The organism is Janthinobacterium pasteuri (genome assembly GCF_051380775.1).
GTDB lineage: Bacteria > Pseudomonadota > Gammaproteobacteria > Burkholderiales > Burkholderiaceae_D > Janthinobacterium.
Map to the genome: position 1 here is coordinate 64,316 of NZ_JBNYXS010000014.1, position 17,445 is coordinate 81,760.

Genomic DNA, 17,445 nt, shown 5'->3' on the forward strand with positions numbered 1-17,445 from the left:
GGACGCACTTCAGCGGCCATCCTTGCTCAAGGTCACGGGAGCGGCGGGCGCGGCGGCGGGAAACAGGCGCGCATACGCAGCCAGCAGTTTGGGCGCTTCGTATTCCCATTCCAGTTCGTTGACCACGCGATGGCGGCCGAATGCCCCCATCTGCTCGCGGCGGGCGGGGTCGTCCAGCAATTCGACGATCTTGCGCGCCATGTCGACAGGATCGTTCTTCAATGCATACAAAGATGCCTGCTGTGCAGAAACCTTGCCCTCGACCAGATCAAACTGCACGATCGGTTTGCCCAGGGCCATGTATTCCATGATCTTGTTCATGGTCGACTTGTCGTTCATGTCGTTGGCCACGTCCGGGTTCACGCACACGTCCGAGGTGTTGAGCATTTCCAGCAATTGCTGGTCCGGCACGCGCCCCGTAAACGTCACGTAGTCGGCAATACCCAGGTCCTGCGCCATCTGCTTCATCTGCTCCAGCGAGGTGCCGCCGCCCACCAGGCCAAACTGTACATCCTCGCGCTTCAAGGTCTGCACGATGTATTGCGCCGCCTGCAGCAGCAGATCGATGCCTTCCTGCGCGCCCATCACGCCCACGTAGCCGACCAGGTAGGTGCGCCCCTTCTTGAGTGCTGGCACGGGCGGCAGTACGCGCAAGCGGTCCAGCTTGGGTCCGCTGCGCACCACGTAGACATCCTCGGGCTTCATGCCGCCGCGCTCGATGGCAATCTTCTTGTACGACTCATTGGTGGCGATCGACACGTCGGCGCTCTGGAACGACCAGCGCTCGAACAGCACCATCAGCTTGTAAAAGAAGTCGCGCCGGCCGAACTTGGCTTCGTACAGCTCGGGGTTGATGTCATGGTGGTCGAACAGGAAACGCTTGCCCATCGTCAACTTGAAGAAGCCGCCGATGAGGAACAGCAAATCGGGCGGATTGCAGGCGTGAATCACGTCGAAGCCATGCGCAAAATGGACTTTCCATGCCAGGCGGAAAGTGTGGAACAGGGCCAGCGAATATTCCACCAGGTAACCCTTGGCCCCTTCCGCTTCCAGCGGCAGGTTGTAGCGGTAGATATGAATGCCGTCGATGGCTTCGTAGCGCGCTTCATAGCCCTTGCCCGTTGGGCAGATGATCGACACTGCATAGCCATTCGCATGCAGGGTGGTCGCTTCCTGCCACACGCGCCGGTCAAATGGCGAAGGCAGGTTTTCCACCAGGATCAGCACTCGCCTGGGCTGGGCACCCATGCCCACGGTTTTACCAGCAGATGCCGTCATACTGTTCTCCACTTTGTTCTTTGCTGATGCGCACCAGGTCGACGATGTGCTGATGCGGCTTCAGGCTGTTTGGTACGCTCTTGAATTCGGCCGCGCCGTTGCCGATGACGATGGTGTCGGCGAAGTCCAGTACGTCCTGCATGTTCGTCACCATCAGCTTGGAAATGTGCGGGATGTGATTCAGGATGTAATCCTGGTTGGCGCCCGTCAAGGCGGCCAGGTTGACGTTCTTGTCGTACAGCTTCAGCTCGTAGCCCTTGCCCAGCAGATACTCGATGACATCAACCAGCGGCGACTCGCGCAAGTCGTCCGTGCCGGCCTTGAACGAGAAGCCCAGGATGCCCACTTTGCGCGCGCCCTTGTCGACGATCATCTTGATGCCCTTTTCCACCTGCCGCTGGTTCGACGGCAGGATGGAATTGAGCAAGGGCAAATCGAGGTCCAGGCTGCGCGCCTTGTAGGTCAGCGCACGCACGTCTTTCGGCAGGCACGAGCCGCCGAAGGCAAAGCCCGGCTTCATGTAGTACGGCGACAGGTTCAGCTTGGTGTCCTGGCAAAAGATTTCCATCACCGTGTGGCCATCGATGCCGACAGCCTTGCAGATGTTGCCGATTTCATTCGCGAACGCCACCTTGACGGCGTGCCAGGTATTGTCCGTGTACTTGACCATTTCGGCCGTTTCCACATCCGTACGCACCAGCGGCGCGTCCATCTTTTCATACAGCTGCACCAGCAGCGCGCCCGCCTTTTCATCGGACTCGCCGATAACCGTCTTCGGCGGATGGTAGTAATCGTAGACAGCCGTGCCTTCGCGCAGGAATTCCGGGTTGTTGCACACGCCGAAATCGACGCCGGCCACCTTGCCAGATGCCGCTTCCAGGGTCGGGATCACCAGCGAACGCATGGAGCCAGGCAGCATGGTCGAGCGCGCCACGACGACGTGGAAGCTGTCTTTTTCACGGATGGCGGCGCCGATTTCCTGGCACACCTTGCGCACGTGGCTCAGGTCCAGGTTGCCATTGAGCTGCGACGGCGTGCCCACGCAGATGAGCGACATGTCCGAGCCGAAGACGGCGTCGCGCACATCGAAGGTGGCGCGCAAATGGCCGCTCTTCACGGTGGCGGCGATCATCTCGCCGATGTCTTTTTCAATGATGGGCGTGGTGCCCTGGTTGATCAGCTCCACCTTGGTCCTGTTCGGATCGACGCCGATCACTTCGTGTCCATCCGTTGCCAGGCAACCAGCCGAAACGGCACCCACATAACCCAAACCAAATATGCTAATTTTCATGTTTTCCTCGTATTTTCTGACAGATCAGGGGTAGCCAAACTCAGGTGAAACTCCGTGCGCAAGGTGGCCGCGCCATGCAGCCGCCCGCGCCAGACCAGCACAGGCGCAGCCTGTTTTTCATCGAAGCGGTGCGACATCCAGCCCAGCGGCGGATCGTCGCTGCCGCACACCAGTTGCACGGAGGCATCCGGCAAAGGCGGCACATGCATGTCCAGCGAGAAAGCATCGCCCGCCACGTGCAGCACATAGCCGTCCAGTTGCAAGCGGCAGCGGGGATCGAAGTGCCAGAACAGCTCCACCTCATGCGCGCCCTGGCATTCGAGCACGTCATCGACCACGATCAGCGCGGCGCCGGGCGCCACGCGTACGTCGCGCCGGTGCAGCACGCCGTCTTTCAAGCTCAGGTAGCCGTCATGGCTGGCGCTCCAGAATTGCCCGTCGGCATCGTCACGCCACGCCAGGCACTGGGCCTGGGCCTTGCGCAGCCACAGGAAGTTGCCGCCCGACTCGGACTGGTCGCGGCCATCGATGCGCACGGTGTTGTGCGCACTGGTGCCGCGGAAATAGTCGCGCCACTGTTTTTGCGTGTGATAGGCATAGGTGCCCGGATCGACCAGCACCATCTGGCCCGCCACAGACAAAGTCAGCGCCAGCGCATCGGCGTGGCCGTGCGCGGCAATGCCCAGGTAGCCCAGCGGACCGGCATCGGCAATCAGGCGCACTTCGGACGACGTATCGAAACGCGCGCCCATCAGGTAATAGCCGCCGTCGGGGAAGGCGCGCGGCAAGGTATCCGGCGCTGCGTCCGGCAAGGCGTCAAACGCCTGGCGCCCCGCTTCGCCCAGCAGCCAGGCGCTTTTGTCGTCGAAAACGCGGGCCTTGGCCTTGAAATCGGCGCGGCCGAACAGGGCCGCAGCGCTGGCCAGCAGCGAAATGTAGGGATTGGCGCCCGGGGACTTGTCCCAGTGCGCCAGCAGCGCATCGTCGGCGTCGCCGATCATCGGCACCTCGCCCGCCACGTTCGTCATGGCGGCGATAAATGCCAGCATGGCTTCCAGGCGCTGCAAAAAAGCGGCAGAGCGGGGACGGCCATTGGCGCGGCCCGCCAGCACACACAGCAGCATTTCATCGGCCACCGTGTGCTGATAATAAATGGCTTGCTCGCGGTTCACGCCATCAGGAGCGTTTTGTTTCAACGCCTGCGCTTCCAGTTCGCGCTCCGTCTGCGCCAGCCAGCCGGCACTTTCCGGCCAGCACGGCCACGTCAGCGCAGCGATATGCAAGCCCGTCAATTCACCAAACAAATGGTTGTTGGCCGATGAGTGGCGCGAAAAGTGGCCGGCGATGAAATGGCAATGCTGGTAGATGCTGTCGAGCCAGCGCTGCAGGAAGGCTTGCCCATGCCCCCCCTCAAACAGGGGGCTGTTGATACCACCAAGCAAATGCCACGCATGCGACCAGCTGACCAGGCGCAAGGCCAGTTCCAGCGCGCTGCTCCAGTTCGGCCCCAGCGGATACGGACACTGCTGCCACCACGATTCGAGCAAGGCTTGCGCCCCATGCGCATGGCGCAGGTCGCCCCCCAGGCGATACGCCATCGCCAGGTCGGCCACGGCCAGGTGGCGGTTCGGTTCCCACAGGCATTTGATGTCGCCCACCACCGCTTCATCGCGGTAATTGAGCGTCTTGCCAAAGCCCAGCGGCACCACGGTGCCCGTCTTCGGATCGCGGTTCCATTCGGGCGGGAAACCCAGGTCCGCATCGCGCAAGGCGAAGACGTCGAAGCGGCCCGCCAGAATGCGTTCGGCGGCCGCCAGGTGCGGCGCCGCATCGCTGGGCAGTCCCAGCCAGGGCGCGCCGAAACGCTGGCGCGCAGCGGGCGGCGGTACATGCGCCAGGCCATAGCCGCGCGCTTGCAGCCGCTGCTGCAGCGCATCGCGCACGCGGTGCGCCACCTCGGGCGCCCCCATGGCGCGCAAGCGGTTCAGTTTCCAGGACAGATTGCTCAGCATGGGCATCTCACAGATACTGGCGATGCCAGATTTCCAGGGTGAGCAAACTCCACAGCAGCTTTTCGTGGTTTTGCCGCCCTGCCACGTGTTCCGCCAGCACCTGCTGCAGGGCTTGCGCATGGTAGTAGTGGCGCGTGCGCGACTCGGCGCCCGTCAGGTGTTCGTACAGATAATCCTTCATGGGGCCGCGGAACCATTCGTTGACAGGCACGCGGAAGCCCACTTTCGGCCGCTCCAGAATAGCTTGCGGCAACAGCTGCTTCATGGCTTCGCGCAAGATCCACTTGGTGGTGCGGCCACGCACGCGGTACTCGTCCGGCAGGCTCGACACATACGCGGCCAGCTCGTGATCCATGAAGGGCATGCGCGCTTCCAGCGAGGCAGCCATGGTCATGCGGTCGCCCCGTTCCAGCAGATTGTCGGGCAGCCAGCTCAGTTGATCGAAGCACAGGATGCGGCGCAAAGCGCTGTTGCCGGCGCTGCCGCAGCCCAGCGAGGGATCGCGCTGGCGCGACGGCGCCGGCATGGCCACCAGGCGCGCGCGTTCCTGGTCGGACATCATGCCGAACCAGCGCGGCATGCGTTCGTCGAACGCCTCCAGGCCCAGGTTGACGATGGCCGTCTTGGCGCGCCGGAAACGGTAGGGCAAGGCGCCGATGGCCGGCTCGATCAAGCCGTGGCGTAGCAGGCCCGGCAGCATCTGGTAATTGCCCGCATAGCGCTCGTACACGTGTTTCGGGTAGCCGCCGAGGATTTCATCGGAGCCTTCGCCCGTCAGGACCATTTTCACCGTCTTGCGCGATTCTTTCGCCAGCAGGTAGATGGGAATGTCGGACGGCTCGGCTACGGGGGCGTCGCGGAAGCGCACGAGGTCGGGCAGCAAGGCGATGACCTGGTCGACGGACACTTCCAGCTCATGATGTTCCGTGGAAAATTGCCGCGCGATATCGGCCGCATACGCCAGCTCGCTGAAGCCGCCCTCCTTGAAGCCGACGGAAAAGGTTTTCACGGGCACGCCCGCATGGCGCGACATCAGCGCCACCACAGCCGACGAGTCGATGCCGCCAGACAGGAAAGCGCCGAAAGGCACGTCGGAAATCATGCGGATGCGTACCGATTCATCGAGCTTGTCGAGGAAGGTGGCGACGGGGTCGGCAGGCAACGGGGCCGCCACGCGGGACCGGCTGTCGGGTGGCGTGTAGTACACGCGCTCGCGCAGCACGCCGTTTTCCCACGTCGCCGTGGAACCGGGCGCCAGCTTGCGGATGCCTTGGAATAAAGTAGCCGGACCCGGCACGTAGCGGTAGGCGAAATAATCCCAGATAGCGGCCTGGTCAGCCTGCGGCACCACGTCGGGCAAGGCCAGCAAGGCCTTGATTTCCGAGCCGAAGGCCAGCTTGCCTTCGTGCTGCCACAGGAACAGGGGTTTCTTGCCGAACGGGTCGCGCGCCATGAACAAACGCTCATGGCGCGCATCCCATATGGCAAATGCAAACATACCCCGGAAGTGCTGCACGCACTCCTCGCCCCATTGCACGTAGGCATGCACGATGGTTTCCGTGTCGGAAGCCGTGCGGAAATGGTGGCCCAACGCGATCAGCTCGTCGCGCAGCGGCTGGAAATTGTAGATTTCACCATTGAAGATGATCTGTACATCGCCCGCCGCGTTGCCCAGCGGCTGGTGGCCCGTGGCGATGTCGATGATGGACAGGCGGCGGTGCAGCAAACCCAGCTGCCAGGCGCCGTCGGCCGTGGTCGCCTGCAGCACGCCCGTGTCATCGGGGCCGCGGTGCGCGATGGCGCGCCCCATGACGTCGAGCGCAGCCGGCAGGCCGGTGATGGACGAAGGGAAAATCAAACCGGCAATACCGCACATAAATGGCTCGCTTAAAAAAAGAGGGGCCGACTAGAGCGCTGGCGACGCCAGCAAGGCGCGGTAGACACGGCGGAAATCCTGCGCCAGCCGCTCGACCGTGTAGTGGCGCTCGATGCGCTCGCGACACGCCTGTCCCATGCGCTGCAACAAGGCGCGGTCGCCATCGAGGCGCACGATGGCATCGGCTAGCGCCTGCGGATTGCGCGGCGGCACGAATACGCCATGTATGCCATCCTGCACCACATCGGGAATCGCGCCCACGGGGCAAAGCAGCGCAGGCGTACGCGCCGCCATGCTTTCGAGCAAGGCATACGGCAAGCCCTCGTGATACGTGGGAAACGCGAACAGGTCGGCATTGCGCCACGCCGCGTCTTTCTCCGCGCCAAATTTTTGTCCCAGGAACGTCACTGTGTCCTGCAAGCCCAAGGCCGCCACCCGCTCGCGCAGTGCCGCCTCGTGCGGACCGCTGCCAACCAGCGACAGGCTCGCCGCCACGCCGGCAGCGCGCACCAACTGCATTGCCTCGATCAGTTCAAACAGCCCTTTGCTGTCCACCAGGCGGCCCACGTACACCAGAGACAAAGGGCGCTGCGGCGCAAGCGGCTTGGCGCCCGCGTCCAGACCCGCATCGATGGCGTTCGGAATCACCTCCAGCGCCAGGGTTGCATCGAAGCTGCGATAGCCGCGCAATTCGCACTGCGCCAGTAGCACCACCGCATCGGGCAGGCGCAGGACGCGCCGCAGCAAGCCCGTCAACAGATGCCGGCCACCGAAAAACTCTTGCGGCAGGGCGCCACCATGCACCTGATACACCACCTTTTTACGCATCAGCTTGGCAATTGCCAGATACACGACATCGCGCCAGTAGCTCTTGGGCTCCATCGACGTATTCAAATGCACGATCGCCGGACGCTCACGCAACAAGGCGATGAAAAACAGCACAGGACTAAATAACAGACGCCATACTTTGCCCGGCAGCGATTCCGCCCTGCCCTCGCTACCGACTTGAAAAAGCACGAAGCGAAACTCACCGGGTAATGCCGACTGCAACAGCTGATTCAAGTGAGTGCTCACCCCACTGACGGCACCCAGGGAAGGACCGAGCAACATGATAGTAGTCATATCCGCGAGTATAATTTATTTCTTAGCAACAAGGTTGGCAAAAACACGACATTTTTCCAAAATATATTTATTGTTGTTTAGTGACTCTTTGGTGCCCATGGCGCGACAAGCTCCCCCAGCTGTGCTAGCGCCGTCAGGCAGGCGTGGACAACAAGCTGTGGTAGCGTTTGGCCAGCATGGCCGCCAGCTCGCGGTAGCTGCGCTGCGCTTCGATAAACGCTGGCCCCGTGGCGGCGCGTTTGCGCGCGGCAGCCGGGTCGACAAGGATTTCGTTCAGTGCCTGCGCCAGCGCAGCGGGGTCGCTGGCGGTCAGCCAGCCGGCGCCGCTACTTTGCAGCACATGTACCTGGTCAGGCGTGTCATTCCCCACGGCCGGCATGCCCAGCGCCAGGTACTCGAGCAGCTTGGTGGGGGAACTGACGTCGTACAGCGGCCCGCGGGGGATGTATGACACGGCTGCATCGGCGGCAACCAGCAATTGCCACGCCTGCGCCGATGGCAGCCAGCCCGTGATACGCACGGCGTCTGCCAGTCCAACCTGGCGCACATATTCGAGCAGCATGACTTCATCATGTGGCGTCGGCGAATTGCCGATCAACAGCAGGCAAGCCGTCGGCGAAGTTGCGCGCACGATCGCCAGCGCGTCGATCACCCGTTCCAGCTGGCGCGACTTGTCCAGCGTACCGAGATAGGCAATCAGCGGCACATCCTCCCAGCCTTCCGGCCGGAGCGGCTGAGGCTGGGAATTGCCGAGCAACTCCATATCGACGCCCATCGGTACCGCTGTCATGCGCTGTGCGGCAATACCCTTGGCCTGCAGTACCGCCAGCATGGCGTCGCTTTGCACGAAAACGTGTTGCGCGCGTGGCAAGACCACCTTGTACAACAAGGCCTGTTCCAGCTGCCCCTTCCATAACACCAGCCGGCTGCGCAAGCCTGCGCCGCGCTGCAATTGTTCCTGTGCCCGCTCAATGCGCCCTTCGCTCATCAGATACGACACCCAATAATAGAAGGGAATGCCCTTGCGTCGGGCGATCAGCATGGCCAGCCAGCCCAGCGGCACCATGTCGCGCACCTGAATGGCGTCACACTCGCCCCGTTTCACTGCCAGCAAGGTGTTCAGGCTCAACCACAAATATGCCAGCTCACGACGCACCCGGCTACGCTGGTAAGCTGGCCGACGCGCCGAGCGAAAGCCTTGCAGGTCGGGGGCATCGGGAGACGCCTCGCCGACCACATCGCACAACACTTGGTGGCGGGGCAGATACTTGCCAAACAACACGCTGACATCGGCGCGGAAAGTGGGCAAGGTCTCGGGCACGAACTGCAAAATTTTTAGAAACATAGTCGATCAGAAAAATAGCCAAAAAATGCAGATAGAGGCCGAATACGGCTAGCCACGACACATAAAAATTGCATGATATACCAGCGATCAGGAAAAAGTTATCTTGAGGACATCTTTTTGCGTGCATATGTCGCGCCGCTGGTAATTAATATGATAATAGCCAGACCAGGCAGCACATGGCGCGTAGCAGCGGCCCGGGGGAAGAAATCGAACGGTTTCTGTTGTGAAATTGAAAAAAGCCTGCGGCACGCCGCAGGCTTTTCAAGGCAGACACTGCATGACAGTGCCTGCGTGAACGTCATATCTTTAGTTCGGTATCGTGATCGTCTGCGCTCCCACCGTCAGAACCCTGCCCGTCTGCGTCGACGTGAGCGTAGTCTTCGGACGCTTGCATCCCACGTCAAGCAAAACGATAAATTCGGCAGACTTCGCCGTCACCGTCTTGACGAAGGCACCATGGTCTTCTGTCGTGCCCTCCTTTGGCGGTGGTCCTGTGCGGACTTGATAACCATTTTTTTCAGTGCCCAGGGAACTGATACACAGCGTGCGGTCGACTTTGCTAATCTTCACAGCGGTCGCACTCTCCTTGAGAATCGGCCCACCCGCATGCAGATTCCATTCAAACGACAGCGCCGTCGGCGCGCTCAGCTTGTCGACCACGACCACCGCATCCTGTCCGCGCAGATACCATACCTTGCGCACGGCCGAACTCAGTGCGCCGCCATAGGCAGGCGTCGCATCGCCGGCCGCATAGTCCAGTGCTGGCGTCGTGGAGAACGCCGTGATCTTGCCATTCATGGCCAGATTCTGCGTGTTTTGATCGATGATTTGCCCAACACCTTTATTGAAAGTGATGGCGTTTTTAGCCTTGGTCTGGCGATACCATGACAAACCCAGCGGCGAATAGAAATAGTCCTGGTAACCCGATTCAATCAACAAACGGCGTCCACCGCTATCGATCACCAGCGAATTCTGGTCTCCGTGGCTATGATTATAAGAACCGTAGGGACTGGACTTGAAATACACCGAGGTGCGCTTGAGGTCGGACAAATTGCTGTGCATGGCGACCCAGCCGATACTCGGATACAAGGCGGCATTTGGCGGAGGAAGCGGCGCCTCGGTAACCGTCTGGACCGGCAGCGGGTATGGCGCTTGCAACAATGTCAAATCATCTTCGTCGCCTGGTATATTCTTGGCATACCATGCGGCATTAGCCGACTTGATGCGCGACGAAAAACCTTTCAGCACAAAGTTATACATCTCCTCCTCGTGCGCATCGCCAAATACATGGCCGGGCGCTCCAGGCGGCACGAACTGCATCAGGTAGCGTGAAAAGCCGGCAGCCCACGGTTTATCGAAGATATTCACGCCTGTGATTTCGGCCATCGGCTGCCACATTTGCAACATGTTATCCGCGCTGTACATGCCGTAGGCAGAGCCATTGGAAAAGCCGCCTTCCGGGCCGCTCCAGACACTGATGGAATTAACATAGGGACGGAAGGAGAAATCGAACCATTTATCAGCAGCAGGGATATCACCTATCGTCAGGGTCGAGACCAGAGCCAGAAAACCGCGTGCCTCCGTACCGTGGGAATCATACGGCTGATAGTCGAGGCGACCATCGTCGCTGGAAAGATCGGCGTACAGCGCGCCAAATCGCGCATTGATCGACGCCATCCAGCGGGCCTTGCGGGCACCATCCTTCGCCAATTCGGCGTAGAGCAAATCCGCAGTCTTCGCCAGTGCCATAGTAATGTTGTTCGAGCCGATATCGTGATTGACATAGCTCGTCATGCCAGCGGGACTCAGCGCCGCCAGTTGGTCGCCTCGGGTCAGCGCTTCCTGCAAATACTTCGACTCGCCTGTGATGCGATACAGCACCGCCGCACCAAGAGTCTGATTGCCGACATCGCCCACCGACTGTGAAATTTGGTTAATGTACAAAGTCCGCGTTGCCGATGGCAAGGTCGAGGTCAACGGCCATTTTGCATCCGAGGGCGCTGCCAATGCGTATTGCTGGCCAACAATCTGGCTACTCACGTACGAGCTCAGCCGAGTCAGGGCCGGGCCACGCGCTGTAATCATGGCTTGCGTCCATTTGGACCTGGGCAAAAAAGTGCTGGCCTGCTGGCGCGGGCGCGCATGCGCCAGTATTCTGGCCTTGATCGTCGCAGCCTCCGGCACTTCAAACAACTGCGACGAACTGTCGATCGTAAAGCTGCGCGGCGTCGACCAGTCAGCCTTGGTGCTGGGCCGCACCCGCCAGGTGTACTCACCGGCAGCAAAAGCCTTTGAAGGCAGGTAAACGTTACTGGTCGACGTAAACGTCGCGACCGTCGCGCCGTTTTTTTGCACTTCCAGCGTGTAAGAGGGAGGCTTGGTTGCGCTGGGGTAGCGCGACCAAGCAAAGGCTGGCGGGTTCTGCGCTTGTATCTGGCGATCCACAGGCGCTGGTCGCACGACGGATAAATCTGTCGTTTCTGCCCAGTCTGCCCTGCCCGGCCCGGAAAACACACTCATTGTCAACGCAATGCCGACGGAAAAAAAAGACTTTTTGTGAATCATTATTGGCTCCTGCACTAGAGAATAATCGGACATAAGCGGGAGCGACACCGCAACCTTATCGAGTTTGCCAGGCTGCCGTATAAAAAAACACAGTGCATCATCGTTATGCACTGTACTTGAATATCACTCCTCATACTTCCTTTTCACAACTATACACCTGATATAAAGAAATTGCGTTACCAGAAGTCAACAAACAGCCATAAAACCAAGAATAAAGTTCAAAAAAAAATCTTCTCCAAGCACACCAGTTACAATATACAAACACAATCATCCGAGCTATAAAAAACATAATATTTCAAACGAATCAAAGAACTTGAAATAATAACCATATTGCAAATATTTCTCATAATTCATCAAATTTTCATTACTGCAAGCCTGAATGCCAGCAATGAAACAATGATTTAATTTCAATCCATTAGAAAAATATAATACAGATACCCGCAGGGAAATTTATCAATTTTTCAAATGCAAAAAATCAAGAAGCGTTGCACACCCCACAGAGTTGACATATATTAATTGCCAGCAGATATGGCACAAAAAAACAGTGCCATACCGCACACATACACTGTGGAACAATTCCAGACAATCAATCGCAATATCTTTGAATATTAAAAAAAACAAGACCTTGCCTTCACGAAGAATATTCGAGGTCAAATACATTTCTATATGGCCGAAGGCGAGAGGTGAGGATATTGCTATCGCCTTAGACCGAGGCACACGGCGGGTGATTGCCAATTGGCCAATTTTTCAGCGCCATCATCATGCCATTTCCCGCTGTGATTCTTCCTCAGCATTATCCAACTTGCACATCTTGTTTCATATCACAAGCAGGCGATTGGCGCACGATGCCCTCGAAATCCACCCAACGGCGATAAACAGGCCCGGAATATAAAATGCCATGGGCTTGAGTTGCATAAAACTCTTCCAGGAAATTTATTTTTGCATTGATATTTTTTGCGATAAATTTTGGCGCTTCCAGCTCTCTCAAGACAGGTGGCATCAACAGCACTGAGGTTGAGAAATCAACTAATTTTCTGACGCAGTGGGAAATTTGCATGTGGTGGCTATGCCCATATTCACCTTCGGCATTATGCGTAGCAACGGCACGCCATGCCTTCAACGACAAATAGTGAGAGAGTACATATTCCAGTTCGGATTCCGGCAAGGGTTCATTAAGAACATCTCTAAAATCATGAATGATACCCTTTACTCCTAATGCTCTCATTGCATAAATAAACTCCGTGCGGCGCGCCAAATTGTCGCCATTGGTCAGGCATACCACAAATGGCTTATGCTCCTTGATATAATTATAAAAGAAAATCACATCATCATCGGGATGGGCGATAAAGAGAATATTCTCGAAATCAGCAACCATATCCAATGTCGGAAATTTAACCTTCCAGACCAAGGACTTTACGCGCGCGTAAAATTTCCGGAAGATACTTACGCGAGAAATAAAAACTATAATGGGTAACATCTTCCCTCCGACCACATTGATATTTAACTTATCCATATTTGGATAGCTTGGTGCTATCTAGCGAGGAAATTGATAAATTTAAAATATGTCACTGGAACAGCTTTGGCTATCTAAATAAATGAGACTGTAACAATCCCATTCCCTACAGATGTCCTGATAGAATCCGGCTCTATGCTGCTCTAACATTCAGAAAACAACACGAGCACGGCTGGCGCGCAAAGATGCGCCATCGTCGTAACGGACGGCCGGCGCATCGAGCAAGATGGTCATCCGTCAAGCGGGACGAACGACGAGACATAGTCGAGTCACTTTGTCGACGAAGTATTTGCAATAATAGTAACATATTGCTCGCACGGCATCAATAAACGCGCCACCGCTCAGACAGCCACTCAGGACAAAACAGAATGACAGCCTTATAAGCGCCAGAGAAGCGCCAGAGAAGCGCAAGAGCGGCACAGATGCAACAGCCCTGACAAGCAGCCGACGGTTGTTACCAGATAGTTAGAAGCCGCTCATTAGCATGCCCAACCACAGCGGTCTGAGCCGCCAAGGCTGTGCAGGATATTCAGCCAGATTGACGTATTCGACGCAATTGTTTGCATGGAAGGTCTGGATTCACGCAGATGGAAAAACGCTTGCCTATCAACTGCCAGGCTTCTACCAGTCTGGATGAGGGTGATTATTCACCAAGCCAAAGCGGATTCCTCCTCTGGACCCGCCACATTGTGCGCACACGACGTCTTTCCCGTTAATGGCATCGTACTTCATGATACTAGCGCTGCCAAAAAAGTTAACATTGCCAGGGGCGTCAGCCAACATCGGCAATACGGCTGTCCTTCTCGAACGGTGTAAAGGAAATATCCCAACGGCGCAGCAATACTGAGCCTCCAAGAACTTTGAAAATCAGCCGCTTGATGCGGCTATTGAACCAAGATCCCGTCAGTCCGTAATGATGGATGCCAATAGTCTGCGGGGTAATGTCGCTATACATCAATTGCATTGCATTACGCGGATTGCTACGATCATACGGATTAAATGGGTAGAAGGTAGCCGGATCGAGTTGCGTGCTGTTCCCGCCGCGATCCAACTCCACCGCTCTCTTCAGCACCATAGGCGAAGTAGCGAATAGGCGCCGCGCTACCAGCTCGCGCAAAATCAGGCTGCAGGCCGTCGCCATCACAGGATTGCCTGCTTCGCACGCCAAAAATCCTGTGCCGTAACCCTGGCCCACCTCCTTGACCGTTTCGCGGGCCATCACGCAACCACGCAAACCCAGCATGGGATCGAGCGACGTAATCAACTCCAGGTCAGTATCAAGGTAGATGCCACCATGCTTGGATAGCACATCGAAACGTACCCAGTCGGCAACGAAGGCCCACTTCTTTTGAATAATCGCCTCGCGACAGTAATCATTGTCGATATCGGCATTATCCTCATTCCATAATTTCAACTCGTATTCTGGACAATATTTCTTCCAGGATTCGATACAGCGGCGATGCAAGGTACTCATTTCGCCACGGCCAAACCAGCAGTAATGTATAACTTTAGGAATCATTTATACCTCAAGGAAATTTTTTGCAGCAAGACGATTATGACAGCGGATACAAATATGACATGGATAAGAAAGGCAAATACAGCGCCAAATAATCCGAAATACACAGTCAGCAGCCACAATTCCAGTAAATACAATACATTTGTCGCCACAGAAATGATGGTCGTTTGCCGCAATTTCCCGAGCGCCCAGTAAAACGAATGCGTGGTCACGAAAGTACCGGCGATGACAGCGGTCAAAAGAACGACGGTAAATTCCGGCAAATAATCTTGCAGCACGGGGAAGAGTCTCGGCATCCAGAGGAATTTACTCACATAACACAGGATTCCGGCCACTGCCGTCACACCAAACAACATCTTCATCGTCTTGATCCACAAGATGAATGCCCCCCTCAAATCGCCAGCATTAACGCGTTCGGCAAATGTAGGAATCGAAGTAGTATAAAATGGTGCCGTGGCCAGATTCACGAGGGAATAGATGCGCTTTAATATACTGAAAACACCGAGGCTGGCGCCGGGTAAAGCGAAACCAATAATGACACGATCCAGTTGCGCCACGGGCAAGTCGCTGATTGCCTGCAAGGTACTCCACTTGCCCGCTTCCATCAGGCGCCCCTGATGCAGATCAGTCACAGGCAATGCGCCTTCGACCCCACATCTGCTGCGGAAGATCAGGAAGAACAGGACCAGGCAACGAAGCACTTCCGGCACCGTATACGCCAGTATCATGCTCGATAAGGTGGGGTGATAGCGCGACACGGCAAACAGCACAATCAGCTTGAACAGATTGGTCAGAAAACCGGCATACATCAGCACATTGTATTGATTGACCAGCCTGAAATAAGCATTGTGCGTGCCGATCACGGGAAAGACTGCTGCCAAGGATAACAATAGCAAATTGACCACGGAAAAATCCGCAACTTGAGGCAATGCTGAAATGGCCAAGCCGCAGGCTACCACCACCACAGCCACTATCGCCAGCAGTTCATAGCGCACGCTTTTGATGACAGCGCCGCGCAATATTGCGGCCTCGATGTTGTGGCCTGGCAACGCTACCAACATGCCTTGCCAGTACTGGAAGCCACAGATGGTAAAGACCGTCAGGGCAATCGACTGCACCAGCACCAGATGGCCATACGTCTCCACGCCCGCAATAGCCAGCATCACCGGTATGGTAAGCACACTCACCCCTGCGCCCACCACATTCAGCAAAAACATCATCGAGCTATTTTTGACCAGGTTGCCAAATGCCTTGTTTGCGGTACTCATTCAGGCAATGACTTCGCGTAAATTCTTGCCCTTTTCAGGCAGGATTTCAGCGACCTTGTCCAAGGGGTTCGCCGGCTGGCCAAAGCGGACAAACTGCACGATGCAGCCCAGGCAGAAATAGCACACTAATTGCATTGCAGGTTCGTCTATCAGGGTGCGGTTATACACCAGCGTACTCACGAATAGCATCAGCATGATGGTACTCGTGTCCGCCATTGCCAAGCGCTCAGCGCTCTCGGCGTTACGCGCCACATAACGAATGCCCAGGCGAATGCCGAGCACAAAAATGGATAAATACACCAAAGTTCCAAGTATCCCGACGTCCCACAGCAGAGTCGCCATACCGGTGGAGCCAATCTGCAGGGTGCGGTAACGGGCCGCGACTACACCGCGTCCAACAGTCGGGCTGACCGCGCTGGCGCCAGGTCCGGAGCCAATCAGGCGCTCCTGAATGGTGAGTGCGGGATCGTTGTACCAAAACGCCAGTGTTGCAGCACGGCTGACTTCACCGGTGACGTAATTAATGTTATTGGGATCGACCGCATAGGCGCCCAAGGTATTCACCTTGTCTTCGGTGGTTTCAGTCTTGGTGCCCTCGCCCCAATACAGGGCGTGATAGGTCATGAAGATGCCCGAACTGATCACCGACATCAGGGCTACAAAAACAATGAACGCCATGACATTTTTCATGACCCTGCGACGCAATATCCAGAAGACACCCAAAGGCAGCCACAGGAAAACCGCCTTGACCTCTCCCAGCAGAATGATCGCCAGGCCAATCACAAATACGAACACCACCTGCCACAAGGGGCTGATACCGCGTACCCAGCGCGCCAGCATATACAGCATGGCGGCGACGGTAAATAGAACCAGTACCGGACTCATATTCGCACCAAAAGAACCGACGACGCTATCCCAGTCCAGTTTGGCTACCATGAAGAAGTGCTGATATACGACCAGCGGAAGTTGCATGAAAGTAATGACAATCACCATCGACCACAAGAGCAACAAGCGTTTGTCGGACCATTCGAACCAGTACATGGCAAACAGCACGCCAAACATTGGCAAGCAGAAACGCAGGGTGGAAATCAACTGCCCAGTGGTGGCGTGACCGAGAAAAATACTAAAGGCATAAAATGCCAAATATATCCACACAGCGACAATGACGCGCGTCGCGCCCTGGGAGTGGGCGCCCAGATGATCGTTCCCCAAGCGGTTCGACAAGCTCACCTCGAGAACGGCCCGGGCAAAAAACAGGGCGCTCAGCCCGCTGGCCATCCATGTTGCCAAACGCATCTCGAAAAAAAACTGCACAGCGCCTGCGATGAAAAACACGGCGAAGAAAAGGATGGGCATCAATTTCTTCGTGCTCACCAGCAGCAGGATCGGTATGAAGATCAGCGCTCCGGTCAGTACAACGGTCAGCTGTATCTCCCCAAGAGCGATGACCATGCCAAGCACGAGCGCCGTCGCCAATCCTCCAAGAATCAGCAGGAAAGCGCTCAGGCCAGGCATGCCCTGTTTGGCCTTGCCTGGCCTGGCGCGTACGGCTTGCACAGGGGCGGTGTTCAAACGCAGTTTCTGGGAAAAAAAACTCATATATATTCCATGCACGGCGTGGACGCCGGGCTCAATAAGGTGAAACGCTGTCAGAGCACC

General features: G+C 56.9%; 11 protein-coding genes. All 11 read right to left on the reverse strand.

What is annotated here, in order from left to right:
* Nucleotides 1–9 precede the first annotated feature (9 nt).
* Nucleotides 10–1,278, reverse strand: a complete 1,269-nt coding sequence (locus tag ACQ4WN_RS15475; RefSeq protein WP_436552343.1) for a glycosyltransferase family 4 protein — start codon at nucleotides 1,276–1,278, stop codon at nucleotides 10–12.
* Nucleotides 1,259–2,569 (reverse strand): nucleotide sugar dehydrogenase, encoded by a 1,311-nt coding sequence (locus ACQ4WN_RS15480; protein ID WP_436552344.1) that lies wholly within the window; start codon nucleotides 2,567–2,569, stop codon nucleotides 1,259–1,261. Before ACQ4WN_RS15480 ends, ACQ4WN_RS15475 begins: the two co-directional genes overlap by 20 nt.
* The gene (locus ACQ4WN_RS15485) at nucleotides 2,566–4,581 is read right to left on the reverse strand and encodes a heparinase II/III family protein (protein ID WP_436552345.1); all 2,016 of its coding nucleotides are present in this window, start codon (nucleotides 4,579–4,581) and stop codon (nucleotides 2,566–2,568) included. Before ACQ4WN_RS15485 ends, ACQ4WN_RS15480 begins: the two co-directional genes overlap by 4 nt.
* Before the next feature lie 7 nt (nucleotides 4,582–4,588).
* Nucleotides 4,589–6,457 carry an asparagine synthase (glutamine-hydrolyzing) gene (gene asnB, locus ACQ4WN_RS15490; protein ID WP_436552346.1) on the reverse strand — a complete coding sequence of 623 codons (1,869 nt, stop codon included), beginning with the start codon at nucleotides 6,455–6,457 and terminating at the stop codon, nucleotides 4,589–4,591.
* Between the two features lie 30 nt (nucleotides 6,458–6,487).
* Nucleotides 6,488–7,339: a glycosyltransferase family 4 protein gene (locus ACQ4WN_RS15495; RefSeq protein WP_436552347.1), complete on the reverse strand. Its 852-nt coding sequence runs from the start codon at nucleotides 7,337–7,339 to the stop codon at nucleotides 6,488–6,490.
* 373 nt (nucleotides 7,340–7,712) lie between these two features.
* On the reverse strand, nucleotides 7,713–8,924 hold the full coding sequence (locus ACQ4WN_RS15500; protein ID WP_436552348.1) for a glycosyltransferase: 1,212 nt from the start codon (nucleotides 8,922–8,924) through the stop codon (nucleotides 7,713–7,715).
* Between the two features lie 306 nt (nucleotides 8,925–9,230).
* Entirely contained in the window at nucleotides 9,231–11,489 is a 2,259-nt protein-coding gene (locus ACQ4WN_RS15505; RefSeq protein ID WP_436552349.1) for a DUF4962 domain-containing protein, read from the reverse strand.
* Nucleotides 11,490–12,282: 793 nt separating this feature from the next.
* Nucleotides 12,283–13,002, reverse strand: coding sequence for a PIG-L family deacetylase (locus ACQ4WN_RS15510; RefSeq protein ID WP_436552350.1), 720 nt, complete (start codon nucleotides 13,000–13,002; stop codon nucleotides 12,283–12,285).
* Between the two features lie 772 nt (nucleotides 13,003–13,774).
* Entirely contained in the window at nucleotides 13,775–14,521 is a 747-nt protein-coding gene (locus ACQ4WN_RS15515; protein ID WP_436552351.1) for a glycosyltransferase family 32 protein, read from the reverse strand.
* Nucleotides 14,518–15,786: a lipopolysaccharide biosynthesis protein gene (locus tag ACQ4WN_RS15520; RefSeq protein ID WP_436552352.1), complete on the reverse strand. Its 1,269-nt coding sequence runs from the start codon at nucleotides 15,784–15,786 to the stop codon at nucleotides 14,518–14,520. The genes ACQ4WN_RS15515 and ACQ4WN_RS15520 overlap by 4 nt, the downstream gene beginning before the upstream one ends.
* Nucleotides 15,787–17,385, reverse strand: coding sequence for a hypothetical protein (locus ACQ4WN_RS15525; RefSeq protein WP_436552353.1), 1,599 nt, complete (start codon nucleotides 17,383–17,385; stop codon nucleotides 15,787–15,789).
* Nucleotides 17,386–17,445: the final 60 nt, after the last annotated feature.